Annotated in this window: 24 protein-coding genes and 5 tRNA genes; 5 read left to right on the top strand and 24 right to left on the bottom strand. The window is 65.9% G+C overall.

Annotation, left to right across the window (positions count from 1 at the left end; all coding sequences use genetic code 11):
• The first annotated feature begins 123 nt into the window (after positions 1-123).
• Entirely contained in the window at positions 124-1,200 is a 1,077-nt protein-coding gene (locus tag ACM0PK_RS04920) for an alpha/beta hydrolase family protein (RefSeq protein ID WP_065195793.1), read from the top strand.
• A 22-nt stretch (positions 1,201-1,222) separates the two neighbouring features.
• On the opposite strand, the gene ACM0PK_RS04925 is transcribed toward ACM0PK_RS04920, so the two are convergent.
• From ACM0PK_RS04925 to ACM0PK_RS04945, 5 genes are all read right to left on the bottom strand, one after another.
• Positions 1,223-1,492 (bottom strand): hypothetical protein, encoded by a 270-nt coding sequence (locus ACM0PK_RS04925; protein WP_005415995.1) that lies wholly within the window; start codon positions 1,490-1,492, stop codon positions 1,223-1,225.
• Positions 1,493-1,710: 218 nt separating this feature from the next.
• Complete coding sequence (locus ACM0PK_RS04930; protein ID WP_414607960.1) at positions 1,711-2,625, bottom strand: ADP-ribosylglycohydrolase family protein; 915 nt, start codon at positions 2,623-2,625, stop codon at positions 1,711-1,713.
• A gap of 117 nt (positions 2,626-2,742) precedes the next feature.
• Positions 2,743-2,816, bottom strand: a tRNA-Cys gene (locus tag ACM0PK_RS04935).
• Positions 2,817-2,882: 66 nt separating this feature from the next.
• A tRNA-Gly gene (locus tag ACM0PK_RS04940) sits at positions 2,883-2,958 on the bottom strand.
• Positions 2,959-3,100: 142 nt separating this feature from the next.
• Positions 3,101-3,176: transfer RNA gene (locus tag ACM0PK_RS04945), tRNA-Gly, on the bottom strand.
• 133 nt (positions 3,177-3,309) lie between these two features.
• On the opposite strand from ACM0PK_RS04945, the gene ACM0PK_RS04950 reads away from it, so the two are divergent.
• On the top strand, positions 3,310-3,759 hold the full coding sequence (locus ACM0PK_RS04950) for a hypothetical protein (protein ID WP_065179822.1): 450 nt from the start codon (positions 3,310-3,312) through the stop codon (positions 3,757-3,759).
• Between the two features lie 4 nt (positions 3,760-3,763).
• Here the strand turns inward: ACM0PK_RS04950 and ACM0PK_RS04955 are convergent, their stop codons facing one another.
• The 6 genes from ACM0PK_RS04955 to ACM0PK_RS04980 form a co-directional block, all read right to left on the bottom strand.
• Positions 3,764-4,684, bottom strand: a complete 921-nt coding sequence (locus ACM0PK_RS04955; protein ID WP_065186117.1) for an HlyD family secretion protein — start codon at positions 4,682-4,684, stop codon at positions 3,764-3,766.
• A complete protein-coding gene (locus tag ACM0PK_RS04960; RefSeq protein ID WP_032954076.1) occupies positions 4,681-5,409 on the bottom strand; it encodes an ABC transporter ATP-binding protein in 729 nt (242 codons plus the stop codon). Before ACM0PK_RS04960 ends, ACM0PK_RS04955 begins: the two co-directional genes overlap by 4 nt.
• 10 nt (positions 5,410-5,419) lie before the next feature.
• On the bottom strand, positions 5,420-6,559 hold the full coding sequence (locus tag ACM0PK_RS04965) for an ABC transporter permease (protein WP_005415989.1): 1,140 nt from the start codon (positions 6,557-6,559) through the stop codon (positions 5,420-5,422).
• Positions 6,556-8,019: an efflux transporter outer membrane subunit gene (locus ACM0PK_RS04970; protein ID WP_109813814.1), complete on the bottom strand. Its 1,464-nt coding sequence runs from the start codon at positions 8,017-8,019 to the stop codon at positions 6,556-6,558. Before ACM0PK_RS04970 ends, ACM0PK_RS04965 begins: the two co-directional genes overlap by 4 nt.
• Before the next feature lie 369 nt (positions 8,020-8,388).
• Positions 8,389-8,464, bottom strand: a tRNA-Gly gene (locus ACM0PK_RS04975).
• 116 nt (positions 8,465-8,580) lie between these two features.
• Positions 8,581-9,687, bottom strand: coding sequence for an NAD(P)/FAD-dependent oxidoreductase (locus tag ACM0PK_RS04980; RefSeq protein WP_134970128.1), 1,107 nt, complete (start codon positions 9,685-9,687; stop codon positions 8,581-8,583).
• A 343-nt stretch (positions 9,688-10,030) separates the two neighbouring features.
• On the opposite strand from ACM0PK_RS04980, the gene ACM0PK_RS04985 reads away from it, so the two are divergent.
• Positions 10,031-10,813 (top strand): hypothetical protein, encoded by a 783-nt coding sequence (locus tag ACM0PK_RS04985; RefSeq protein ID WP_414607991.1) that lies wholly within the window; start codon positions 10,031-10,033, stop codon positions 10,811-10,813.
• A 1-nt stretch (position 10,814) separates the two neighbouring features.
• On the opposite strand, the gene ACM0PK_RS04990 is transcribed toward ACM0PK_RS04985, so the two are convergent.
• The gene (locus tag ACM0PK_RS04990; protein ID WP_146205507.1) at positions 10,815-11,297 is read right to left on the bottom strand and encodes a hypothetical protein; all 483 of its coding nucleotides are present in this window, start codon (positions 11,295-11,297) and stop codon (positions 10,815-10,817) included.
• 590 nt (positions 11,298-11,887) lie between these two features.
• Positions 11,888-12,274, bottom strand: a complete 387-nt coding sequence (locus ACM0PK_RS04995) for an NAD(P)/FAD-dependent oxidoreductase (protein ID WP_219992811.1) — start codon at positions 12,272-12,274, stop codon at positions 11,888-11,890.
• Between the two features lie 87 nt (positions 12,275-12,361).
• On the opposite strand from ACM0PK_RS04995, the gene ACM0PK_RS05000 reads away from it, so the two are divergent.
• Entirely contained in the window at positions 12,362-12,541 is a 180-nt protein-coding gene (locus ACM0PK_RS05000; RefSeq protein WP_134970126.1) for a hypothetical protein, read from the top strand.
• Positions 12,542-12,982: 441 nt separating this feature from the next.
• Positions 12,983-13,684 (top strand): SMI1/KNR4 family protein, encoded by a 702-nt coding sequence (locus tag ACM0PK_RS05005; RefSeq protein ID WP_146205506.1) that lies wholly within the window; start codon positions 12,983-12,985, stop codon positions 13,682-13,684.
• 215 nt (positions 13,685-13,899) lie between these two features.
• Here the strand turns inward: ACM0PK_RS05005 and ACM0PK_RS05010 are convergent.
• From ACM0PK_RS05010 to ACM0PK_RS05060, 11 genes are all read right to left on the bottom strand, one after another.
• Positions 13,900-13,975: transfer RNA gene (locus ACM0PK_RS05010), tRNA-Gly, on the bottom strand.
• A 236-nt stretch (positions 13,976-14,211) separates the two neighbouring features.
• Positions 14,212-14,838, bottom strand: a complete 627-nt coding sequence (gene pgsA / locus ACM0PK_RS05015) for a CDP-diacylglycerol--glycerol-3-phosphate 3-phosphatidyltransferase (protein ID WP_005412825.1) — start codon at positions 14,836-14,838, stop codon at positions 14,212-14,214.
• A gap of 18 nt (positions 14,839-14,856) precedes the next feature.
• Positions 14,857-16,701 carry an excinuclease ABC subunit UvrC gene (gene uvrC, locus ACM0PK_RS05020; protein ID WP_088497723.1) on the bottom strand — a complete coding sequence of 615 codons (1,845 nt, stop codon included), beginning with the start codon at positions 16,699-16,701 and terminating at the stop codon, positions 14,857-14,859.
• Positions 16,698-18,110 (bottom strand): hypothetical protein, encoded by a 1,413-nt coding sequence (locus ACM0PK_RS05025; RefSeq protein ID WP_414607992.1) that lies wholly within the window; start codon positions 18,108-18,110, stop codon positions 16,698-16,700. The genes uvrC and ACM0PK_RS05025 overlap by 4 nt, the downstream gene beginning before the upstream one ends.
• Positions 18,107-18,595: a low molecular weight protein-tyrosine-phosphatase gene (locus ACM0PK_RS05030; protein ID WP_111202156.1), complete on the bottom strand. Its 489-nt coding sequence runs from the start codon at positions 18,593-18,595 to the stop codon at positions 18,107-18,109. The genes ACM0PK_RS05025 and ACM0PK_RS05030 overlap by 4 nt, the downstream gene beginning before the upstream one ends.
• Entirely contained in the window at positions 18,592-19,365 is a 774-nt protein-coding gene (kdsB, locus tag ACM0PK_RS05035) for a 3-deoxy-manno-octulosonate cytidylyltransferase (protein WP_053500516.1), read from the bottom strand. The genes ACM0PK_RS05030 and kdsB overlap by 4 nt, the downstream gene beginning before the upstream one ends.
• 75 nt (positions 19,366-19,440) lie before the next feature.
• A complete protein-coding gene (gene lpxK, locus ACM0PK_RS05040) occupies positions 19,441-20,460 on the bottom strand; it encodes a tetraacyldisaccharide 4'-kinase (RefSeq protein ID WP_065186114.1) in 1,020 nt (339 codons plus the stop codon).
• Entirely contained in the window at positions 20,460-22,208 is a 1,749-nt protein-coding gene (gene msbA, locus ACM0PK_RS05045) for a lipid A export permease/ATP-binding protein MsbA (protein WP_061478481.1), read from the bottom strand. The genes lpxK and msbA overlap by 1 nt, the downstream gene beginning before the upstream one ends.
• Positions 22,205-22,627, bottom strand: a complete 423-nt coding sequence (locus tag ACM0PK_RS05050) for an ExbD/TolR family protein (RefSeq protein ID WP_005415977.1) — start codon at positions 22,625-22,627, stop codon at positions 22,205-22,207. Before ACM0PK_RS05050 ends, msbA begins: the two co-directional genes overlap by 4 nt.
• A 3-nt stretch (positions 22,628-22,630) precedes the next feature.
• Positions 22,631-23,293: a MotA/TolQ/ExbB proton channel family protein gene (locus tag ACM0PK_RS05055; protein WP_061478482.1), complete on the bottom strand. Its 663-nt coding sequence runs from the start codon at positions 23,291-23,293 to the stop codon at positions 22,631-22,633.
• A gap of 3 nt (positions 23,294-23,296) precedes the next feature.
• Positions 23,297-25,696 (bottom strand): DNA internalization-related competence protein ComEC/Rec2, encoded by a 2,400-nt coding sequence (locus ACM0PK_RS05060; RefSeq protein WP_414607993.1) that lies wholly within the window; start codon positions 25,694-25,696, stop codon positions 23,297-23,299.
• Positions 25,697-25,717: the final 21 nt, after the last annotated feature.

Raw genomic sequence — 25,717 nt, forward strand, 5'->3', positions numbered from 1 at the left:
TAGCGGACGTGATCAATTCCGGGAGCGGGCGCCCCCCCAGCCCGCCCTTCCTGCGGCAGTGCAGCGCGCGCAACATTTCGCTGGCATCTATGCTCGGGGTCATTCCCCCATGGAATGACCCCGATGCCCGCCCTGCTTCGATGCGCCCTCGCCCTCGGCCTGCTGCTGCCTTCGACGACCTTGCTGGCGTCAGCGCCAACGGCGGCACGCACGCTGAGCGGCGAGCTGCAGGGCGCGCCGTGGCGCCTGGACGTGCCGGCCGACTGGAACGGTGACCTGGTGATGCTGGCGCACGGCTACGAGCCGGTAGGCGTGCCACGTGCTACGCCGATGGCCGCCAATGACGGCACCGCGCCACTGCTGGCTGCAGGCTACGCCGTCGCGCAGAGCGCCTATGCCAGCCAGGGCTGGGCGGTGGCCGATGCGATCACCGACATGGAACGCCTGCGCCGGCATGCAGTGGCTGAACTCAAGCATGTGCGCCATGTCTGGATGCTGGGATTTTCGATGGGCGGCGCCGTGACCGTCGCCAGCCTCGAGCGGTTCCCGCAACACTACGCCGGTGGTGTGTCGCTATGCGGCGCCAATCTCAGTGGCGAACAGATCGCGAGTGATCTGCTGACCACGCTGGTCGCTTTCGATTACTTCTTTGCCAAGGCCGAAGGCCTGCCTGCTGCGGGACTGGTCTCACGCGAAGCGGCTGCGCTGCCACAGGGCGAACTGTACCAGGGCATCTCCAATGCGCTGCAACGCAGCCCGTCACATGCCGCGTTGCTGGCACAGCGGCTGCAGGTGTCAGCTGATGCACTGGCCGGCACGATCAGCCTGCATGCTCTGGTCCTGCACGAACTGGCCACGCGCAGTGGCGGCATGCCGGTGGGCAACACAGGTGTGGCTTACAGCGGCTTCGGTGACGACATGGCGTTCAATGCCGGCGTGCAACGTGTCGACGCCGTGCCTGCCGCGCAGGCCGCTGTCCGCAGGGAGCTGGCATTGAGCGGTGCGTTGAGGCGACCGCTGGTGATCCAGTTCAACAACAACGACCCGACGATCGTGCCGCGCATGCAGACGGTGTATCCGCAGACGGCCGCACGGGCCGGCGCCCGTCCGCTGCCACAGGTGCTGCCGCCCGTTGGCGAAGGCCATTGTGGCTTCTCCGGCGCGCAGATCATCGAGGCGTTGAAGGCCGCGCAGCGTTGAGCAATCGCGGCCCACGCGCAGGTCAGCCGCCCAGCGTGCCCATCGTGAAGGTGTAGCCCGAGCTCATCAGGAATTCGCGCATGCGCATTTCCGCGCGCCGTGGTGAGGCCAGGTTGGCCGGCGCGTACAGGGCATACACCAGGCCCGACCCTTCGATATGCTCGCGGCGCACCCCGCAGCGGGCGGTTTCCGAGGCGATGACCCATCCGTCCTTCAGCCGATCAGGGCCAATGGATTGCCCGTTCTTCAAGCGGAAGGTCAACCAGCGCACATCTGCCGTGACTTTGCTCATTTCCGTTTCGCTCCGTGGCTGGAACGACGCGTGATGTCCTTGCTCGCCATTGCGGCTCCCTGAGACGTGGAACTCGACCATAGCGCCTTTCCATGTCGTGGCCCGCTGAGACTGGTGACCGGGGCGTGGCGGACTGCTGCAGGTGAAGCAGCGCGGCGTCGGAAATGGCGGCGGCAGGGAGCATCCTGCCGGCGCAGTTCACAGGCAGGGAACCCGACTCACGCAGCGCGGTCGCTGCCCTGGTTCAAGGCGTGCAGCGCATCGCCCAGCGCCTGGATTTCGGCACGCAGGGCCAGCCGCTGCAACCACCGCCCGGGGATTCCGCGCGCACCATGGAATGCGCCCGCCAGCTGCCCCGCAATGGCGGCCGTGGTGTCGGCGTCCTCGCCAAGATTGGCCGCCTCGAGTACGACGGCTTCAAAGGTGTCGTGGCGATCAAAGCACCAGAGTGCAGCTTCCAGACTGTCGACAACATAGCCATTGCCACGGATCTGCTCACGCGCGGCACCGCGGTAGCCGCCCGCCGCGATCTGCCGCAGCCGCGCGCTCTCGACAGGGACATTGCTGAGATCCAGCACCGCGTCACGGGTGCCACCTGCCAACGCCCGCTCCAGCGCGACCGCCAGCAAGCGGCACGCCTCCAGGCACTCCTGCGCAGCGTGCGTCGTTCGCGAACTCAGCTCGGCCATTGCCTGCAGGTCGGGAGTCCCGGCGTAGCGCAATGCCACCGGCGCCAAACGCATGATCGAGCCATTGCCAGCGCTGCGTGGGTCGTCACTACCCGCCAGCGGTTGGCCGTCCTGCAGGAACCGGTCGATGGCAGCCCGCGTTGCCATACCGATATCGAAGCACTCGCCGGTCGCACTCCAGTACCCATGCCGGTACCAGTTGGCGTAGCGGTTCATCTGATCGTGCACATCGAAGGTGTCACAACGCACCAGGCTCTCGGCCAGGCACATCGCCATGGAGGTATCGTCGGTCCATTGCCCCGGCTGCAGCTGGAAAGGCCCACCACCTACCATGTCGGTGATCGGGGTGAAGCTGCCACGAGGCTTGAACTCCAGCGTGGTACCGACGGCATCGCCGCACGCGAGGCCGAGCAAGGCGCCGCGGAAGTGATCAATCTGGTTCATCACACGAGTGTAGCGCCGCCGCATCTGACATGACTGACTGCCGGGCGGTGATCGCGCGAGCGGGGAATTGATCGCAGCAAAACAAAAAAGCCCTGACCGGAGTCAGGGCTTTTCAATTGGAGGCCTCAAGCGGAATCGAACCGCTGTAAACGGATTTGCAATCCGGTGCATAGCCACTCTGCCATGAGGCCAACGTACTGCGCGCCAGGAACCTAGCCCTGACAAGACAAAACCCCAAGATGGGGCCTGTCGGAACATGGAGCGGGAAACGAGACTCGAACTCGCGACCTCAACCTTGGCAAGGTTGCGCTCTACCAACTGAGCTATTCCCGCGTAAGCCGACATGCTACCGGAAATCCGGAAAACACACCAGCGATTTCACTTTTCTGACTGCGCGTAAAGCCTTGTGGCCCAACGTGCCCCGCCTTGCCGTGGCGGGAGAAAAACAAGGCCCCTACCGGGGCCCTGTAGAATCTGGAGCGGGAAACGAGACTCGAACTCGCGACCTCAACCTTGGCAAGGTTGCGCTCTACCAACTGAGCTATTCCCGCAGATTCCATTCGACCTGCGTCGAAGGAGCGCTATTGTGTCCAAATTCCTTCACGCCGTCAACAGTCTTCACATCATGCGGTCACGGGCGTCCGCACTGGGTTACGCTGCCCCGCCCAAGCACGGACACCCCCGATGCCGAGACGCTACGTCCGCCTGTTCTGGTTGCTGGTCGCGCTGACCTGGTTGGCGCTGATCGCCGCACTTGTCAATGCTGGCTTCACTCCGGACTACTGGCTGCTGCATCGCCTGGAAGGCGCCCAGCTGCCCTATCCGACCAGCACCGTCATCGTGTTCGCGTTGCTGGGCACGGTTGAACTGGTGGTGGCGGCACTGATCGTGCGCCCGTGGAAACTCAAACGCCTGTGGCTGCGCCTGCTGATCGCCTTCGCCCTGCTGCTGGTGTGGTCGATACCGTGGATGCTGTCGGCGATGCACCAGCCGCCGGTACAAGGCATGCACCTGCTGTGGTTGCTGCTGCTGGACGTGGGATTGCTGCTGGCGCTGTGCGTGGTGTCGGCGGTGAGCGCGTGGCGGGCGCTCTGGCGGCGCGGGTCACCACAGACTCCCCCGCCGCAGCGCTAGAGGCTTACTTCCGGAACTCCACCCGCACGTGCTGGCCGAAGCGCGCCTTGGCTTGCCCGTCGAACTCCAACACGCACTCCACCACCTTGGCCATGCCACGTCCTGCATCTTCAGGCAGGCGTGCCTGCGCAAACACCGGACTGATGCGCACCACGCGTGCAGGCGGCAGCGTGCCCATGTTCTCCGCACCATCACTGTCCGGCACGACAGTAGCCCTCATGCCCACCTGCACGGCATCGGCGTAGGCGGCGCTGAGTTCGGCACGCACCTGCAGCGGGCGCGCCGGCAACAACGAGATCGCCGGCTTGCCGGCCTGCACGAAGGCGCCGACGCCCGGCACCTGGCCGACCACGGTGCCGGCTTCCGGCGCGCTCAACGACATCTGCTGCAGTCTCAGCTTCGCGTGCTCCAGCTTGTGCTGCGCCATGTCGACCTGCGCACCGGCCACGTCGACATCGGCACGCACAGCAGCCAACTGCTGTTTGGCCGCATCGGCCTGCTGGTTCGAGGACACGCCTTCGCTGGCGCCCGTGGACAGACGGATGGCGCTGCGCTCCAGTTCGCGCAGCTGCGCCTGGCTGCCCTTCAGGCGGTCATTGGCCAAGGCCAGATCGGCGGTGGCCATCGCCACCTCCTGCTGCAGCAGGGCACCATCCAGCGACAGCAGCAACTGCCCCTTCTTCACCGTGGCGCCTTCCTTCACCGGCGCTGCAGTGATCGAGCCATCCACCGGCGGCGCCAGTGCGATCAGGCCACCTTCGACGTCAATGATGCCCCGCGCCACGGCGACCTTGCCGGCGGCGGCAGTACCCTCCTTGCCTGAGGGGGCCGATGCAGCGGTAGGCGCTTCCCTGGAACAGGCGCCGAGCAGCAGTGCCGCGGACAGGGCCAGGCTGAGGGGAAGTAGATGCGACGTCTTGGTCATGGGGCGGACTCTACGGTTTCGTTCTGGCGGCGGTCATCACGGACCATGCCGTCTTCCATGGCGATCACCCGATCGGCATGCCGGATCAGGCGCGGATCGTGGCTCACGCACAGCACGGTGGCGCCATGCGCACGTGCGTAGCGATGCAGGATGTCGATCACGCGCTGGCCGTTCTCGGCATCCAGCGCGCTGGTGGGTTCGTCTGCGAAGATCAGGGTCGGCGACTTGGCAAACGCGCGGGCAACCGCCACGCGCTGTTTCTCGCCACCGGACAGCTGAGCCGGGCGCATGTGGCTTCGATGGCCGAGGCCGACTTCTTCCAGCGCCTTGCGGGCCAGCGGCTCGCTTTCGCGATTGCGCATGCCGCGGTAGCCCAGCGGCAGCTGCACCTGTTCCAGCGCAGTCAGTGCCGGGAACAGGTTGAAGCCCTGGAACACGAAGCCGACATGGTGCAGGCGAAAACGCTCCACTTCATTGCGGGTCATGTGGCCCACGTCCTGGCCCAGCGCGTGCACGCGACCGCCATCGGGTGCGGACAGGCCGGACAGCAGCGACAACAGCGTGCTCTTGCCGCAGCCGGACGGGCCCGACACCAGGGTCAGCTCGCCGGGATAGATGTCCAGCGACAGGCCGCGCAGCACCGGCACCTGCACATCACCGGACATGAAGCCTTTTTCCAATGCGTCGGCCCGCAGGGTCGGAGCGACGGCGCGTGTAGAAGTCATCGGCCGGTCCTCAACGCAGCAGCAACGATGGATCGGAGCGGACGACACTGCGCACCGCCATGATGCTGGAGAGCATGGCCATCACCGCCACCAGCGCCACGCAGCCGAGGATCACCATCGGTGTCAGCTGCACCGGCACGCGCTGGGTCTGCGCGATCAACAGCACCACCGTGCTGAAGGCTGCCGCCAGCAACATGCCCACGCCGCCGATCAGCAAGGCCTGCTCGAACACCACCCGCGCCAGCGCGTAGCGACCGGCACCGAGCGCATTGAGCGTGGCGTACTCGCGCACTGAGCCAGCCACCACCGACGCGAACGACTGGTTGGTGATCACCGCGCCGACGAAGCAGACGATGACGGCCATGAACAACACCGCGATGCCCGCGCCGGTATCGAACAACCAGTACTGCTGAGAGCGGCTGGCGAATTCCGGCGCGGTCCAGAACTCGACCGGCGTGGCCCGGCCCATCGACGCGGACAAGCGGTCACGCACACGACCGGCCAGGTCCGGCGAGCGCAGGCCCGCCACGAAGTAGGTACTGCCCTCATGTGGGTCGGTACCGGCGATGGCACGCGCAGTATCCAGCGAGGCCAGCACGTTGACGCCGCCCAGGCCCCGCAGGCCCGGTTGTGCAGCGACCACGCGCACCGCCTTGCCATTGATCCAGGCACGGTTGTTCTGCAGGTCCACGCCCAGCGTATCCAGATCGGCGCTATCGACGATCACCGCACCCGGCTCGCGCAGCTGCGCGCGCAGGTTGGCAGGGAGGATGCGCGCGAACATCATCGCATCGTCCCGGGTGGAGATACCGGACAGGTACACCGACACATTGCCGGTGCCCTGCGCGCCGGATCGCCATTCGCCATCGACCCACTCGTAGGGCTCGACGCGAGTGACATCCGGGTCCATGCGCAGATGGCTTTCCACATCCGCGCTGATTGCATGGCCGTAATTCACACTCTGGGTGCCGGGGAAACCAGCCCAGATATCAGCCGAGGACGCTTTCACATAGATCGCAGCGGTACCGAAGATGCCCAGCACCAGTGCGGCCTGCACGATCAACAGCACACCGGCAAAACACATCGCCAGCACCACCGGCAGGAACCGGCGCCACTCATAGGCCAGGGTCTTGCGGGCGAGTGCGATCATTGTGGTTCGCCCTCACCCTCGGCAGGCAGCGGGGCGCCGCCGAGGGCGCGGTACAGCGATGCAAAGGCCAGCACGCGCGCACCCTGCGCAGCGATCAGATCAGCCTGCGAGGCGAGTGCGGCGCGTTGCGTGTCGAGTCCATCGAACTCGCTGGACAGACCCAGCTGCACCTGCCGCGCCTGGCGCTTGACCTGCTGCCCGGCGGCGTCGTTGGCCGCGCGCAACGACTGGATGCTGCTGTCCTGCCGCGCCAGGCTGCCCAGCGCGCCTTCCACTTCGCTCACGCCTTCCAGCACCGCCTTGCGGTATCCCAGCAAGGCGGCATCCAGCTGCTTTTCATTGGCATGGAAGCGCGCGCGACGCTGGCCCCAGTCCCATAGCGGAATATCGATGTACGGGCCGATCGACGGGCTCGAATCGGAATTGGAGCGGGCGTTCTGGGTGAGGTTGTACGCGTACAGGATGGAGCCGCCAAGGCTGACCCGTGGATACATCGCTGCGCGCGCCGAACCCTTGCTGGCCGCTGCCTGCATCACCTCTGATTCGGCCAGCAGGATCTGCGGGCGGTGGCGCAGCAGATCCGCAGGGACCTGCTGCAGCGAGAATGTACCGAGCTTCGGCGGCGCGCGGTACGCGCGCCAGGCGGGATCCGGTCCGTCACGCCCCAGCAGCAGCGCCAGCGCGCGGGCCGCGTTGTCCGCATTTTCGCGGGTCTGCGCCGTCGCTGCCCGGGTCGCCGCCTGGCGCGCGCGCAGGCGTTCCAGCTCGCCCGGCTCATCCAGGCGCAGGCGCAGGCGAACCCGTGCCAATTGTTCGCCGCGATCATCCACGGCCTGCTGTCTGACCAGCAGATCCTGCTGGGCCTGCGCTACGGTCAGGTCCAGATAGCTGCGCACCACGTCGGCAATCACCGCCACCTGTGCGGCATTGCGCAACGCCTCGGCATTACCGGCCGAGGCCTGCGCGCTGAGATGGGCACTCTCGGCGGCGCCGAACAGGCCCAGGTCCCAGATCGCTTCGATGCCCGCATGGAAATAGGTGTCGACCGCGGCGGCGTCCTGTACCTGCTTGGCGCTGGCCGAGATCTCCGGCAGGAAGCGCGAATCCGAGGTGCCGGCGACGATCCGCACTGCCTGCAGGCGCAACGTGGCCTGCTGCAGATCAAGGTTGCCGGCGATGGCTTGATCGACCAGGCCGTCCAGCGCCGGGTCGGCCAGCACCTTCCACCACTGCCTGGCCTCCACCGCCACGCCCTGGCCCTGCGGCACCTGGGTCCAGGTGCTGGGGGTGCGATCAGGCAGGTCCGGAGCCGGCACCGACATGCAACCTGCCAGCGCCAGGCTGGTCAGCAGTGCGCCCGGGCGCAGCAATGCTTGCAGGGAGAGTCCGCGCCCGGTCCTGGGCACTGCCACTGGAGTGATACGCCTGACCACCAGCCCGCCAACGTGTAGAAGGAGCATGAAGGCTACCGTGCGATTGTGGAGCGAACATGGAGAATTGGTCCGAAAACGGTCACAACACGCGTGCGGTTCAGGCAACGATGGTGTTGGCCTTTCGCCAGCCTTTCAGTGCATGCGACGCGCGGAACGCTGGTGCAACATCCAGGCCATTGCGTCTTGTTGACGCGCTCTCCGCTTCCCTCGCCTGCGGTCGTCCCCACGACCGATGCGTCCCGCCATTCCGATTGCGACACTGACCTCGGATTCGTCACGCCGGGCGAGTGATATCACGCCCGCTATGAAGATGCCGTGGCGCGACTGTAGCGGCCCCTGCCGCCAACATCATGACAAATGAAAAACGCCCCCTTTCGGGAGCGTTCTTCATGAATCTGGAGCGGGAAACGAGACTCGAACTCGCGACCTCAACCTTGGCAAGGTTGCGCTCTACCAACTGAGCTATTCCCGCAGATTTCGTTCGACCTGCGTCGAAGGAGCGCTATTGTGTCGATATTGCTGCACGGCGTCAACAGGAATTTTCACGGGAAGCGAGGGACGGCGCCCAGGCACGCCTGCCGGCACCCTTCACGCGCGTACGCCACGACGATGGAAATAGATCTGCTCGGCGATGCGCCTCGTGGCGGACGTATGCAGCAGCGCGTTGAACGGCCAGTCCACCTGCAGATGATCCATCGCCCAGCGCAGCAGGCGCTTTCCATGGAACGCCGGCGCCACCTGCTGCGCCACCCGTTCCGCTTCCGGCCCTTGCCCACGCAGATGGCGGGCAATCGCCTCGCCGACCGCCCAGCCATGCCGCCACGAGGAGTGGATACGTCCGGCGGAGAGCGGCGAGACGATGCCCGCCGCGTCGCCGGTCAGGATCAGCCGGTGGCCAGTGATCGGACCATCCGGTCGGCCGCAGGGCACCAGGCCGGCGCGGGTGGCCGAGGGGCGCGCCGAAGGCGGAATGTTGACCACACCGCGCACGTGGTCGAGGAAACCCTCAATGTCCGGCGGCCGCACCCGTTGCGGATCGTGACGCAGCGCCAACCCGACCTGCAGACCGCTCGGATTCTGGGCGACCCAGCCGATGTAGCCCGGGGCGTAGCGCTTGCTGACGAAGCAATGCAGCGCATCGCCCTGCGCCACCTGCTGACCGGCGAACTCACGTTCTACGCCGTAGAGGTTGTCACGTACCTGGCCGAGGCCGGTGCGCCGGGCCACGCGTGAGCGCGCGCCATCGGCGCCAACCAGATAGGCGCAGCTCCCTGCCCCTTCCACCTGCCAGCCGTCACCGCGGCGATGGGCGTCGGTGAAGGACTGCTGCAGGCGCAGGTCGACACCGTTCGCATGCAGTTCGCTGGCCAGCCAGCGCATCAGGTTCGGCGTATCGGTGGTGAGGAAGTAGTAACCCGGTGCGGCCAGCAATACGCTGCGCAGGTTCGGCGCATAGAGGCGCACGTTGGCGACCCGTTGCACCAGATGTTCGGGCATGCGCCCCAGCCAGGTCTGCTCCATCGCTTCCTTCACCACGATGCCGGTGGTGTGCAGCCGCCCGCCGGGGTCGGCCTTGCGTTCCAGCACGCAGACGCGCAGGCCGTACTGGGCAGCAGCCAGTGCGCAGGCGGCACCGGCGAAACTGGCGCCAACGATGACCACATCGTGATCGTAGGCGGGGGAAGTGTGAGGCATTGCGGCATCGCCGTGGAGAGTCGGAGATGCAGCTTCGCTAGCGCGGATGGAGGGGCGATAGAGTGTGGGTGAAGTGGGGATGAAGCATGCAATTTGCCAACGGGAAAACGTCTTCAGTTTCGGGATCGCTTTTCTGCTTCGACTCTTTGCGCATCACCTCATCAGGAAACGCAACTTACTCTCCTGATGCATTCATTATTACCTATTCAGCATATTCTGCAACTAGTTGCATGTTTGATCCTACTTCGAGCATCTATAACGAAATGTCGCGATTCCATCGCTCTGGCAGCACTATCGAATGTCACTTCGCACAACCCATTGGGCCTCGACAGGACCTCTCATCTTGGCAACCAGCCGCACCACCCTTTCACTGCTATTGGTTTCGATGGCATTAATCACATCGGGATGCCGGACGGCGGCTGTCATCAGCAAGGAAATTGCACTTTCCACGACCACGCGCGCATCTTCGAGAACATTCAACTTGACAGCCCAACTGCCGGCACAGCTGCACATGACTCTTGTCGCACACTATGCACCACGAGATGCGAAAGATCTGAACTGCAGCGGAGTAACTTCCTTTGTGAGCAACATCCCCGGCCCGAGATCTGTCACAAAGGCATTTCATCTATCCAGCCCGGATGAATCCAAGCCATCACATGTAGACATCCCCGTGCATTACTCCATCGGAGCTTGCAAACTGCCACTGGAAACGGTCGGACTAACACTCCAGAACGAACCTAGAAAGAGCGCAATCAATTCAGGGGAGTACCGCTTCCATCTACATGTCCGAGATGCAACCGAAGACGCTACTTCTCTGAATGCGGGGATCAAGGAGCTTCGACTCACCCAGCACTGCAAGCAACTCGTTCATCGAAGCAGCTCTTCCAAGGAAGAGTTGAGGAAGTTACTGATCTGCGACGGGAGAAAAGAGGTCAATCTCGATCGTAAGAATCTTAAAGAAGTGAGCGTTCGCCTACACGTTACGCTGGACCCGATCGAAGCTCCTCTCTATCAGAAAAATGACAAGGATTGTCAGGGAGCGCTACTGATCCACGCACCATGCATCGCAGCCAACGAAGCACCGCGCGCTACGAAAGGACCGCCGCATCAGACTCCGACCTTATGAATCAGCATGAGGACTGCCTCGTCCTGTCGTCTACCTTCTTGATGGATTCAATTTCGCGACCTTCCGTCTGCTTCCGGCCAGTGCAGAACAACACCGAATAGGCCTCTGCTGAGTGCACAGAAGAATTCAGCCTGAACACGTACGCCAAGCCTGGCCGCAATTCCAACACTCTCTCCTTTCCTCTCAAGGGTTCGACAGCGTATGAGCTGGGCACACGCCCATATGAGAAGCAGTCACCGGGTTTCAGCATCAATGGTGCAGCACCATCCTTCAGTTCAATGCTCCAGACCCCATCGTTCTGATCACTGGCTTCAGACAACGTTGCCCAGCCTATGGGGAAAGGTGATCGGGCCTTTTTCGGAAGGCAGATCGCAGGCCGCCCATCAATAAGGGAAACTTCGGCTTGCTTGTCATATCCCAGAGGAGTCGCATGCGCATTGACGGAAAAAACAAGCATCCCGACGGCAACCAGCGGTCGAATCATTATGGAACTCCGGATGTAGATGAATAGAAGGTTTCGGCGTCCATTCATATCAAAGAAGCTGGCATGCCAACGCCCGTCCATTGAGCGATGAGCATTGCGCCGTGCAGTCAATATGCAGATGGAAAAGCAGCTGAGCGCAAGGGGCCCACCAACACAGCTTCTCCATCAACTCGTACTTTCTTGGTTCTTCCTGGCCCATCACGTCAGCAATGGCAACTGTACCAAGGGGCAAGCCCGGCTGAACTCACTGTGAGAGAGAGGTCGCTTGCGAAAGCGCTACCGATGCTCTGGATATCGCACAACGCCGAGGTCTCTGCCATGTCAGCTGACCATTTGCGACATTCTGCGCAGCTGTCGAGCACTACGATCAATTCATTCAAAGTTGCCTGCGTTGTTCACTCGCCACCGACGTCCACCTTGCATCCAGCCACAACCGTTTCGTGCGACGACCAACAGGTAGGTGCCGTCCGCAAAGCTGACACCAACGATGACCATGTCGAGATCCCAGGTGGAGAGAGATCGCAGCGTCCACTATCGGGCAGAAGCAACGCCCCGTTCGAGAACGTTGCTTGCAGGACTTCTTTGCGCCGTCAGGCCACCACAATCCGCAGCGGATCTGCAGACGCCAGGATCTCCGCACGCTCACCCGTGGGCGGATAGATCCATTCGGTGTTGATCCGGGTCCTGAGCGCCTTGACTTCAGCGCCGGACAGCGTTACCTGGCGATCCCAGCCCTCGGTGTAGACAGCACTCCACGGCCGCAGGTCCAGGCAGGTCACGTACTTGGGCTGCGCATACGGAATCCTCGCTTCCCCGATCAGGTCAGCCGCGGCGTTGTGTCCGGTGGGGCGCCCCAGGTTCATCGCGTGCTGGCAGGACATCATCGCCACGTTGCCCTCGTCATCGGTGGCGGCATGCGCGCAGTCGCCGGTGGCGAACACCGCGTCGACACTCTTCGCCTTGAGAGTGCGATCCACATGTAGGCGACCCACCGCATCGTGCTAGCCAGGAATCTGAGCAGTCAACGCGGCATCCACGCGGTGATGATCAATGCGCAGAAGGCCATGCGCGCAGAACTGGCACGTTCCAACCTGGCCTCGATTGCCGAGGGCGTGCAGGGCAAGGGACGCCCGGCGAGTTTCGCCGGTGATGTGCAGGAGTGGTTCGCGGACCGCCAGGTGGCACGCGAGGAAGCGCGCATCACCGGCATGCGTTGGCGCGCGACGGCGCAGGACAATGATTGATCTGCGCGGGTACCGCCGCGCATAACGAAAAACGCCCCCTTGCGGGAGCGTTTTTCTTGAATCTGGAGCGGGAAACGAGACTCGAACTCGCGACCTCAACCTTGGCAAGGTTGCGCTCTGCCAACTGAGCTGTTCCCTCCGGCGCCCACCAACCTTCGCCGGATGACTGGCACGGTTCCAAAGGCTGGCGTCCCCTTCCTCGTCGCCCATAAATGTTCGGTCACATTGGATTCGAAACATGGGCGTTTGCTGCGTCTTTTCGGACTATTTGCATGGACCCATTCCGCCCAGCATAGCAACGTACAACAAGCCATTCGGAATGAGTACACTGCCAAGAGGCCGAGCAGATGCTTATTCAGAGTTTCGAGACAGACGAGTTTATCGAGCGGCAGAACGATTAGTTTGCAGGGAGTGATTCCGGTTCGCTTTAGGAAGAATGAAATGACTACGCTTGATGACATTGCCAAGGACCTTGGCGATACATTCCCATATCGTAAGGTATGTCTTTCACCCGATGATGTACCTAAAGATGTCGCACTGCCCAGGAGCTGGGAGAACTTTGGACTCAGGCCGCACGTCGCCCCGTTCTTTCCTGATGGCTGGCGCTCATTCTCCAATGAGTTCCCATCCACAATTGCACTATTCAAGGACTGCCTGCTGGGCACAGCACTGCTACTAGGTGATGAAACTGAATTGGCGTACATCTTTCATGACGGAAACTGCCTCTACTACTACGTAGGTGGAAGGCCCGTCGAAGGTGCAGCCACAGAGACCTTTGAGTTCAAGCATCTGCCCAGCAGACTGCAGGACTTCTATCGCGAAGTGCACGACGGTTACACCTTCTTTCCTGCGCGCTCCATGGGCCCGCAACGCCTTGGCGACCAGTCACGGGTCTCCGAACTGGTCGATGAGGCAGACGACTCTTTTGCGGCAGGTTGGATCACCGTCTTCTCGAACGGTGGCGGAGACTATGTCGCAGTGAACGCCGACAGCCATGGTGATTCGGATGGCCTGATCTGGTGGCATGAGCATCCTGCAACTCCAGAATTCGACATTGATGTTTTCAGAGTGATGGATGCATGGATGGGAATTTTCCTGGCGGACACCAAGCCTCGCGCGCAACTGCTTGGCAAGCCCCGCTAGCTGCTCGCCCGCTTCCAACCTTCTCCATTGATAGCGGACTGGCCTGAGACCAAGTCAGGCGCGCGGTGATGGTCGACTGGCCTGACGACAAGCGTTGATGCCCCATCCCCTCACACAAATGTCGAGCAATTCTCAGACCCCGGCCGCAATCGGCTCAACATGCTTCGGTGGCCCACAACGAAAAACGCCCCCTTCCGGGGGCGTTCTTCTGAATCTGGAGCGGGAAACGAGACTCGAACTCGCGACCTCAACCTTGGCAAGGTTGCGCTCTACCAACTGAGCTATTCCCGCTTGGGAGGCGAAATTTTACCTATTCCAAGAATGGCGTCAAGCGCTTTTTTCAGGACCTGCGAGGCGCCCAGCACCGCGCTATCCACGCATGGCGTGGATCTACCACGGCATCCCCGCAAACCGATGGATCCGCACCATCCGTGGACGCAGCATTTCCAGTACATCCACGCCATGCGTGGATAGCGCATCGATGGGGTCAGGGCCCTTTCCTTCGGAAAGGGATCCGACCCCGGGGCTCAGTTGCCCAGCTTCTTCTGCCGTGCACGCTCGCGCGCGGCGCGCTCGTCATCGCGCAGGCTCGGCCAAGCGGCGTGCAGGTACTGCAGGCCCGACCACAGGGTCAGCACCGCGGCAATCGCCAGGGTCCAGTCGCCGATGTGGAACACCGGCCAGCCCATCCAGATGTCTTCCACCGGCACGTTCGGCGCCACCGAATACAGCAGGCACAGCAGCGCGACCATCTGCGCGGTGGTCTTGATCTTGCCGATCATCGCCACGCGCACCTTGGCGCGCTGGCCCAGCTCGGCCATCCATTCGCGCAGCGCCGATACCGCGATCTCGCGGCCGACGATCACCGCCGCCCAGAATGCCATCCACGGCGTCGGATGGCCCTGCACGATCAGGAACAGCGCTACTGCCACCATCAGCTTGTCCGCAACCGGGTCGAGGAACGCGCCGAAGGCCGACTCCAGCTGGTAACGGCGTGCGATCCAGCCGTCGAGCCAGTCGGTGATCGCGGCCAGGCCGAAGATCGCCGCCGAAGCGAAGTTGGTCCAGGTGTAGGGCAGGTAGAACACCAGCACCAGCACCGGGATCATCACGATCCGCAACAACGTCAGCCAGGTGGGCAGGGTCAACTTCATGCTTGCGTGCTTCTCTCTCTACTCGGCCGCATCGGGCGTGGCCAACCCGTGCAGGTTAGCGTAGATACGTGCCGCGAGGGCGTCATTGATGCCTTCCACCTTGGCGATTTCCGCTTCACCAGCGGCTTTCAGGCCCACCAGGCCGCCGAAATGCTTGAGCAGGCTGGCGCGGCGGCGCGGCCCGATGCCGGGGATATCCTCCAGCTTGCTGGTCATCCGTGCCTTCTGGCGGCGCCCACGGTGGCCGGTGATGGCGAAGCGATGCGCCTCGTCGCGCACCTGCTGGATGAACTGCAGCGCCGGGTTGGCCGCGCCCGGGCGCAGCTCGCGGCCATCGGGCATCACCAGCGCTTCGTGGCCGGCGCGGCGCTCCACGCCCTTGGCCACGCCCACCAGCAGCACGCCTTCCACGCCCAGGTCGGCCAGCGCGGCCTGCGCCTGCGCCAACTGGCCGGCGCCACCGTCGATCAGCAGCACATCCGGCAGCACGCCCTGCTCTTCCACCGCGCGGCGGAAACGGCGGTCGATGGCCTGGCGCATGGCGGCATAGTCGTCGCCCGGCTCAATGCCGCTGATGTTGAAACGGCGGTACTGCGCGCGCACCGGACCGGCGGCGTCGAACACCACGCACGAGGCCACGGTGGCCTCGCCCAGCGTATGGCTGATATCGAAGCACTCGACCCGCTTGACCGGCTCGGCCAGGCCCAGCATCTCGCGCAGTGCGTCGCTGCGCGCGTGCTGCGCGTTGCGGCTGTTGAGCTCGGTGGCCAGGGTCAGCTGCGCGTTGCGACTGGCCAGCTCCACGTAGCCGGCACGCTCGCCGCGCACGTTCCACTTCAACTGCACCTTGCGCTCGGCCGAGGCGGACAGCGCGGCGACCAGCAGATCGGCGTCGGGAATCTCGCGATCCAGCAGGATCTCGCGCGGTGGCTCGAATTCGATGTAGTACTGCGAGACGAACGCGGCCAGCACTTCCTCCGGACTCTCCTCGCCGTTGGTGCGCGGGAAGAATGGGCGGGTGCCGAGGTTGCGGCCATCGCGGAAGGCCAGCAGCAGCACGCAGGCCTGCGAACCCTGCATGGCCACCGCCAGCACGTCCAGGTCGGCGGCGCGGCCGTCCACGTACTGGCGGGTCTGCATGCTGCGCAGCGAGGAGATCAGGTCGCGCAGGCGCGCAGCCTGCTCGAACTCCAGCGCCTCGCTGGCGGCCTGCATCTGCTCGCCCAGCTCGCGGGTCAGTTCGTCGCTCTTGCCTTCCAGGAACAGCGCAGCGCGGCGCACCGACTCGGCGTAGTCCGGCGCCGGCACCAGCTCCACGCAGGGCGCGCTGCAGCGGCCGATCTGGTATTGCAGGCACGGCCGCGAGCGGTTGCGGAACACGCTGTCCTCGCAACTGCGCAGCTTGAACAGCTTGTGCATCAGGTTCAGCGTTTCGCGCACTGCGGTCACGCCCGGATACGGCCCGAAATAGCGGCCGGGAATGGCGCGCGGGCCACGATGCAGGGCGATGCGCGGCCAGTCCTCGCGGGTCAGCAGCACATGCGGGTAGGTCTTGTCGTCGCGCAGCGAGACGTTGTAGCGCGGCGACAGCGACTTGATCAGCTGATTCTCCAGCAGCAACGCCTCGGCTTCCGAGCGCGTCACGGTCACGTCCATGCGCGTGATCTGCGAGATCATCGACATGATCCGCGCGTTCTTCGGGCTGCCGTTGAAATAGCTGCCGACGCGGTTGCGCAGCGCGCGCGCCTTGCCCACGTACAGCAGGGTGTCGTCGGCCGCGTACATGCGGTACACGCCGGGGGCAGTGCTGAGCTGGGCCGCGAAGGCCTTGCCGTCGAAGGCCGGGGCGGGAACGTCGGTCATTCGCTGATCGGGACTTCGCTGAGCACGCCGCTGTCGGGGTCGAATCGCAGCACGGCATGGGCGTCGGTCTCGGCGATCCACACCGCACCTGCGCCCACGGCCAGGCCAGCCGGGCCGTGCAGGCGGCGCGGCAGCGGCTGGGTGGTCAGTTCACCGCCGCCCAGGCGCAGCGTGCGCAGGCGACCGTTGCCGGTGTCGGCGATCCACAGCAGCGGGGCGTCCGCGCCCAGTGCGATCGCCTGCGGGAACTGCAGGCTGGCCTGCGCGCGCGGGCCGTCTTCACTGCCGAAGCGCCACGGCCCCTGCCCGACCAGTGTCTGCACCAGGTCACCACGCAGTTGCAGTGCACGGATCGAGGATCCCAACGCATCGGCGACGTACAGCACCTGCTGCACCACGGCCAGCGCGGTCGGTTGCGCGAAGGCAGCCAGATGGCCACTGCCATCACGCTCGTCGATGGAACCACTGCCGGCGCGCCATTGCAGGCTGCGCTGGCCCAGGTGGTAGCTCCAGATGCGGTTGTCGCCGGCCATTGCGATGTGCAGCTGGTTGTCGGCGATGGCCAGGCCAACCGGATGGTCCAGCGAGACCTGCCGCGCCTGCGCCACCGGGCCCTCCACCGGCGCGCCGAGTCGCCCGTTGCCGCACAGCGTGTCGACGATGCCGGTCAGCAGATTGATGCGGCGCACGGCATGGTTGCCGGTATCGGCGACGTACAGCGAATCGCGCTCCAGCACCAGCGCCTGCGGGCGGTGGAACGCCGCTTCGGCGAGATTGCCATCCATGAAATCGGCGGTGCCGAGACCGAACTGACGCAGGATGCGGCCGCCATGGCTGCATTCGAGAATGCGGTGATGACCGCTGTCGGCGATGTACAGACGTTCGGTGCTGACCGCCAGCCCCTGCGGGAAGCGCAGGGCCTGGCGCGGTTCCGGATGCAGTTCGCTGCCGCCACGCGGCGGCGCCGAAGGTGCGCCCTGGCACAGCGCGTTCAAGGCGCGCTCCAGTTCACCGGGCGCGCCCTGCCCGACCAGCCGTTGCTGTTCACGGCCCTGCGCGTCCAGCAGCACCATGGTCGGCCAGGCGGTGACGCCGAAGCGGCGCCAGCCATCCCAGTCGGCATCGAGCAGCACGGGCATGGTCAGGCCCTGACGGCGCAGCAGCTTCAGTGCGGCCGTGGCATCGCGTTCGAAATCAAAACGCGGCACCTGCAGCACCAGCGGCTGCAGCTTGCCCGGGTGGCGCGACAGCCATTGGCCGAACTCGGCCAGGCGTTGCGCACTCCAGGCGGAGGCCGCATTGACGAACAGCAGCGCGACCGGCCGGCCGCGCAGTTCGGTCAGGGTGCAGGGGGTGGCATTGAGCCAGGTGGCGAATTCGGGCAGGTCCGGGACGGGCTGGACGTTCATGACCTGATTATGCCGGAGTCGGCGTCATGCAACAGTCGTGCCACCGCACGTTTTGCAGCATCGTCGACCAGCGACCAGACCTGTTCGAAATGATCGCTGCCGCCGGTGTAGGGATCAGGGATGGCTACCCGCCCCTGCCCGCCGGACCAGGGCAGATACAACGCCAGCCGTTCACGCTGGGCCGCCGTCACCAGGCGCCCGGCATCACGCAGGTTGGCCTCGTCGGCACACAGGATCCAGTCGAAACGTTCGAAATCCACGGCCTGCAGCTGGCGTGCGCGCAGGCCGCCGATGTCCACGCCGTGCCCGGCCGCGCAGGCGATCGCGCGGCGGTCCGGCGGCTCGCCCACGTGCCAGTCGCCCGTGCCGGCCGAATCGACCTGCACCCGCCCGGCCAGCGGCGAGGCATCCAGGCGTGCGCGCAGCGCCCCTTCGGCCATCGGCGAACGGCAGATGTTGCCGAGGCAGACGACCAGCAGCCTCATCGCGCGGCCATCGCCTGCAGCAGCCCCTCGGCGCGCTCCAGGTCCTCGGGCGTATCGATGCCCGGTGGGAACGGCTCGGGCGAGATCGCCACGCTGATCGGGTAGCCCGCTTCCAGCACGCGCAGCTGCTCCAGCGATTCGACCTGCTCCAGCTGGCCCGGCGGCATCGCCGCGAACTGCTGCAGGAAGCCGGCGCGATAGCCATAGATGCCGATGTGGCGCAGCCAGTGATGGCCGTCCGGCAGCGTGTCGCGGCTGCGTGCGAAGCCGTCGCGGTGCCAGGCGATCGGCGCGCGGCTGAAGTACATCGCCTCGTTGCGCACGTTGCGCACCAGCTTCACGACGTTCGGGTCGAACAGGGTGTGCGCGTCCTCGACGGTCGTGGCGAGAGTCGACATCGGCGCAGTGCCAGCGACCAGCGCATCGGCCACCGCGCGGATGCCGGTCGCCGGCGCGAACGGTTCGTCGCCCTGCAGGTTGACCACCACCGTGTCATCGGCCCAGCCGGCAATGCGTGCGCACTCGGCCAGGCGATCGGTGCCCGAGGCATGCGTGGTCGCGGTCATCGCCACCTTCACCTCGGCCAACCCGGACAGCGCATCGGAAATGCGTTGATCGTCGGTCGCCACCCAGACCTCGCGGGCACCGGCCTGCAGCGCGCGGCGCGCCACATGCAGCACCAGCGGCTCACCGCCCAGCGGGCGCAGCGGCTTGCCCGGCAGCCGCGAGGCGGCAAAGCGGGCCGGAATGGCGACGACGAATTCGGTCATGCGGGCGGTTCTCGGCAGGCTCGTTACAACGGGAATGCGGCCAGCGGCGCGTGAATGCAAGCGCCGCCGCGCCACTCAGTTCGGTCGCAGCTTGTCCAGGCGATCGGTCAACGCCACCCAGAACGCGGCGGGCAACTCGGCGCGCAGCGGAACCGCGTAGTGCCAGTCGTTGCCGAACGCCCGGCATTTCACCGCATCCTTTTCGGTCATCAGTACCGGCAACTGGCTGCCGAAGGACAGGTCCTGCGGCTGGTAGGCCTGGTGGTCGGCGAACGCATGCGGCACCACGCCGATCCCGCGCGCGCGCAGCATGTCGAAGAAGCGCTGTGGATGGGCGATGCCGGCCACCGCGTGCACCCGCTGGCCCTTGAAGTACGCCAGCGGGCGCGCGCGGCCACCGGCCAGCGGCTGCGCACTGTCGATGTGCAGGGACATTGGCCACTGGCCGAAGCCACAGGCCTGTGCCGCGGTCTCCTCATCGGCCTGGCCGAGGTTGACCACGCGGAAATCGCACTCGCTCGCGCGGCTGACCGGCTCGCGCAACGGCCCGGCCGGGATCATCCGGCCATTGCCATAGCGACGCTGGGCATCGACCAGTTCGATCTCGATGTCGCGCGCCAGCCGGTAGTGCTGCAAACCGTCGTCGCAGACGATTACATCGCAGCCGGCCTCGATCAGCGCCTTGCCGGCGGCGACACGGTCACGGTCCACGCGCACCGGCACGCCGGTCTTCCAGGCGATCAGCACCGGTTCGTCACCGCCCTTCGCGGTTGGCGTATCGGCCTGCACCCACAGCGGCTTGTCGGCGTCTTCGCGACCATAGCCGCGGCTGGCCACGCCCGGCTTCCAGCCGGCCGCGCGCAGGCGCTCGACCAGGGCAATCGTCAGCGGCGTCTTGCCGGTACCACCGGCGGTGATGTTGCCGACCACGATGACCGGCACCGGCAGCGAGTGGCGCTTGCGCCAGCCACGCCGATAGGCGCGCCGGCGCAGTGCGGTGACACCTGCGTACAGCGGCGCCAGCAGGCGCATCGCCCACGGAACCGGGGTGCCGTCATACCAGTACGGCGGGGTCTGGGTGCCCTTGCCGGCCATCAGTCCTGCCTTTCGCGGAACTGCATGCTGTGCAGATGCTGGTACAGGCCGCCCAGTTCGAGCAGCTCCTTGTGCGTGCCGCGTTCAACGATGCGGCCATGATCCATGACCAGTACCTGGTCGGCATGCTCGATGGTCGACAGCCGGTGCGCGATGACCAGCGTGGTGCGTTCGGGCATCAGGCGCTGCAGCGCGTCCTGCACCAGGCGCTCGGATTCGTTGTCCAGCGCCGCAGTGGCTTCGTCGAGGATCAGGATCGGGGCGTCGCGCAGGATCGCGCGGGCAATGGCCAGGCGCTGGCGCTGGCCACCGGACAGCAGCGCGCCGTTCTCGCCCACCGGGGTCTGCAGCTGCTGCGGCATGCGTGCGATGAACTCCCACGCGTTGGCGGCCTCGGCCGCCGCGCGGATCTGCTCGTCGGTCGCTTCCATGCCATAGGCGATGTTGGCGGCGATGGTGTCATCGAACAGCATGACCTTCTGCCCGACCATTGCCACCTGCCGGCGCAGGTCGGCCAGCGGGTAGTCGTCCAGTGCCACGCCGTCGAGGGTGATGACACCGCCGCTGGGCTCGTAGAAGCGTGGCACCAGCCGGATCAGGCTGGTCTTGCCACTGCCGGAACGGCCGACAATGGCCGTCACCGTGCCTGGCCTTGCAACGAAGCTGATGTCGTCCAGGGCGATGCCGCTGTCCTCGCGGTAACGCAGCATGACGTGGTCGAACGCCAGTTCGCCCCGCACGCGCTGCACGCGTCGCTGCCCCTGGTCGCGCTCCACTGGCATGTCGAGGATGCCGAACAGGCGCTCGGCAGCGGACACACCGCGCGAAATCGACGTCTGTACGCTGGTCAGGCGGCGCAGCGATGGAATGATGGCCATCATCGATGTCATCAGGCCCATGAACTGGCCGGCATTGAGCCGGCCCGCCAGGGCTTCGCGGGTCGACACCCAGACGATCACCGCCAGCGCCAGTGCAGCCAGGAACTGCACCACGCTGGAGGCGGCGGCGCGGGTGACCTCGACCTTCATGTTCAACGCCAGCATGCGGTTGGCCAGGCGCGAGTAGCGCGAGATCTCATGCTGCTGGGTGCCGTGCACCTTCACTTCCTGCTGCGCGGCCAGCGACTGCTCGGCAGTCTGCGCCATGGTGCCCATGCCGTCCTGGATGCCACGGCTGATGCGCCGGTAGCGCTTGCCCACGTAGGACACGATGCCACCGATCAGCGGCACCACCAGCAGCATCGCCAGGGTGACCTTGACACTCATCTGCAGCATCACCGCCAGCATCGCGATGATGGTGAGGGTGTCGGCCACCACGGTCTTCAGCGCGTCGGCGCTGGCCTGGGTGACCTGCTCGGTATCGAAGTTCAGGCGGCTGACCATCACCGGCGTCGCTTCGGTATCGAAGTGCGACGACGGCAGGTGCAGGTACTTCTGCAGCACCTGCTCACGCAGGTCGCGGACCACGCTGCGACCGGTCTTGGCCAGCGTGTAATCACTGACCCAGGTGGCCACGCTGCGCATCAGGAACAGGCCGAGGATGGTCAGCGGCAGCACCACGGCCGCGCGCGGCTGCGGGTCGACGAAACCTTCGTTGACCAGCGGCTCCATCAGCTTGGTGAAGTGGTAGCCGGCCAGGGCCTCGACCACCATGGCGATGACCGCGCCCACCATGAACACCCAGTAGGTGCGGGTGTAGCCCAGCAGACGTTTGTAGATCGGCCACACCGGCGCGTGATGGGAACTCATGGACGCACCTCTGGCGCAGTTGCAATGGCGATACGACGGAAACCGAGTTGACCGAGCGCGTCCTGCGCGGTCACCACGGCCTGGTAGGGAGTGCGTGCGTCGGCGCGCAGCAGCACGGGCTGGCTGCGGTCACTGCCGGCCACGGACGCGATGGTCTGCTTGACCGACTCGACGTCGCTGCGCAGCACTTCCTGGTCATTGATGAAATAACGGCCTTCGGCGTTGATCAGCACGCTGAGCGAACGCGGCGGCTCGTTGTTGGGCTGCTGGCTGGCGGTGGGCAGCTGCACCTGCAGCGTCGAGCGCGCATCGAAGGTGGTGGTGACCACGAAGAAGATGATCAGCACCAGGATGACGTCGATCAGCGGGACCAGATCGATATGCGGTTCATCCTGGGAGCGGTCATTGCCAATACGCATCGATCAGGCCTTCGCCGCAGCGGCGTTGGCCGGTCGCGCCGGCGCGACCGGGTTCATCACCCCGGGGCGACCGTCGAGTGTGTCCAGCAGGGCACTGGCTTCCTGCTCCATTTCCACCACGTAGCCGTGGATGCGGCCCTTGAAGTAGCGATGGAACATCAGTGCCGGAATGGCCACGATCATGCCCGTGGCGGTGCACACCAGCGCCTTGCCGATACCGCCGGCCAGCTGGTTCACGTCGCCCACCCCATGGTCGAGGATACCCAGGAACATCTGGATCATGCCGATCACGGTGCCCAGCAGGCCCAGCAGCGGGCCGGCCGAGGCAATGGTGCCCAGCGCGTTGAGGAAACGTTCCATGCGGTGCACCAGGTGGCGGCCGGTGTCCTCGATGCGCTCGCGGATCTGGTCGCGCGGACGATTGCGAGCTTCCAGCGCGGCCGCCAGCAATGCCCCCAGCGGCGAGTTGGCACGCAGGGTCTGCAGGTGCGCCGGGTCAAGCTTGCCGCGTGCGGCCCAGTTGCGCACTTCCTGGCCGAGGCCGGGCGGCAGCACTTCAGTCCGCCGCAGGGACCAGAAACGCTCCAGGATGATCGCCAAAGCCAGTACGCCCAACAGCAGCAGCGGCACCATCGGCCAGCCACCGGCCTTGACCAGTTCCCACACGTTTCAACCCTCCGGCCCAACGGCCGCTTGTTTGATCGGCGATAGGATAACAGCCGACCGCGCCCGCCCAGCGGCATCCCACCACCGGGATGCATGGATACGCTGTTCACGCAGCTGCAGCCCTTGTGCGCCAAGCCATACGCGGATCGCCCCGGACTCCGCAGTGGACACCACCTCGGCTCCCTGCGCCTGCCAGCGCCGGACCACGTCCCGGCGCGGGTGGCCGAAGCGGTTCTGGTGCCCGGCCGAAACCAGCGCCAGCCGGGCTGACACCGCCGCCACCCAGGGCGCGCTGGAGCTGCCGCCGCTGCCATGGTGCGGCACCAGCACCACATCCGCCTTCAGCGCCGCCGGAGACGCCCGCAGCAGCGCCTGTTCGGCCGGGCGGCCGATGTCCCCGGGCAACAGGACCCCACCATGCGCGCTGGCCACGCGCAGCACGCAGCTGTCCTCGTTTTCAGCCCGCTGGCTGCCGGCATCCGGGTGCAGCACCTGGAAGTCGACGCCGTCCCAGCGCCAGCGCAGGCCGCGCTGGCAGCGCCCGGCCCCGGCGATCGCGCTGCCCGGCGGCGCCAACAGGGGCAGCTCCGGCAACTGAAGGCGCAGGCTCGGCAGGTTGCCGGCATGATCGAGATCGTCGTGACTGATCAGCACGCGGTCGGGCCGTGCCTGCCCCAGCGCCCGCAATGACGGAACCAGGACCCGCTCACTGCCCTCACCCCCGATCGGCGGTCCCACGTCGTACAAGAGCGCATGCCGCGCGGTACGCAACAACACCGCCGTGCCCTGCCCGACGTCGTGTACCAGCAGCTCCAGCTCCCCCTCGGCCGGCCGCTCGCGCAATGGCCACAGCAGCGGCAGGCACAGCAGGAGGCCAGCCAGCCCGCCCCCGGCACCGCGTGGCAGCAGCCACCAGAACACGCCCAGCAGCGCCGCCGGCACTGCCCAGGCCGGTGCCTCGGCCAACCACCACATCGCCTGTGGATGCGCCGCCAGTGGCTGCAGGGCCTGCCAGCTGATTTCGAACAACCACGCCGCTGCACGCCACGCCCAGCACCCGGCGCCGTCATGCAGCACCTGCAGGGCGGTGCCCAGCAGTGATAAGGGCACCACCAGCAATGTCCACCACGGGATGACCGGCAGGTTCACCAGCGGCCCCAGCCAGGCGGTGCCACCGAACAAGGCGATGCCCAGCGGCAACAGGCCGACGCTGGCCACCCCTTGTGCGGCCAGGAACCCGCGCAGGTTGGCGACCACCCCACGCGGACGTCCCTGCGGCAGGCACCAGACCAGCCACAGGACGCCGCCGAAGCTGAGCCAGAAACCCGCGGACAGCACTGACAGGGGCGCCGGCAGCAACAGCGCCAGCGCCGCCAGGGCAAGCCCCTGCACGAGACCCAGTGGGCGCCGCCCGCTACGCGCCAACGCCACCAGCCCGATCATCAGTGCGGTGCGCACGGTCGGCAATTCACCGCCGGCCAGCACCGCATAGCCCGCTGCGGACAGGGCCGCGGCGCAGGCCGCCGCCTGGGGGCGTGGCCAATGCCGGCCCAGCAGCGGGCACAGCCACCACAGCCCTCGGCACAGCAACGCCCCCAGTCCCGCCACCACCCCGACATGGAACCCGGAAATGGCCACCAGATGGGTCAGGCCCAGCGCCCGCAACTGATCCCAATCGGCGTCGGACAGGCCACGCGTATCGCCCAGGGCAAGCGCCTGCACGAAGCGCGCAGCCGGATGGGCCACCTGCACGGCGATGGCGGCGCTGGTGCGTTCACGCCATGCCAGCAGGCCATGTGCAGCCTCAAGCTCACGCGCACTGGCCGGCGCCCGAACCGTGCCGTTGCCGGCCACGCCGCGCAGCAGCGCATGGCGTTCACCGTCGAAACCACCGGGATTGATCCGCGAACGCGGCGCCCGCACGCGCAGGGCCAGATGCCACTGCGCGCCGGCCAGGACCTGATGGCGCCCACGCCCGGCGTCGGTGCCATCAGCGGCACGCCAGGCATCGTTCCAGGTGACCTGCAGGCGCTTGCCGCGCAGCGATGGCAGTTCGCTGTTCTCGCTGACCTGCAGCAGGAAGCGGGTGTGCGCGGCTCCATGGTCCGGCAGGTCGATGACCCGTCCACTGACCACCACATCCCGTGCTGGCTGGCCTGGCGGCAGCTGTTCCTGCATTGCCCAGTGCCCGTGCATCGCCGTCCATCCGGCGCCCAGCAGCACGACCGCGGGCAGGCGCCCCCGCCAACGCAGGCCCCACCCCGCCATGCCAAGCACGATCATCACCGTGCAGACCCACAGCGGCGGCAGCCGCGGCAGCTGCACGCAGGCCAGCGCCCCCAGTGTCAGCGCCGCAGCGGCGCCACTGCCCAGCAAGGGAGACGGGGAAAGCTGGACGGCCATGGGTCCAGCCTGCCGCTACCG

The organism is Stenotrophomonas sp. FR010, from assembly GCF_047520755.2.
GTDB classification, from domain to species: domain Bacteria; phylum Pseudomonadota; class Gammaproteobacteria; order Xanthomonadales; family Xanthomonadaceae; genus Stenotrophomonas; species Stenotrophomonas sepilia.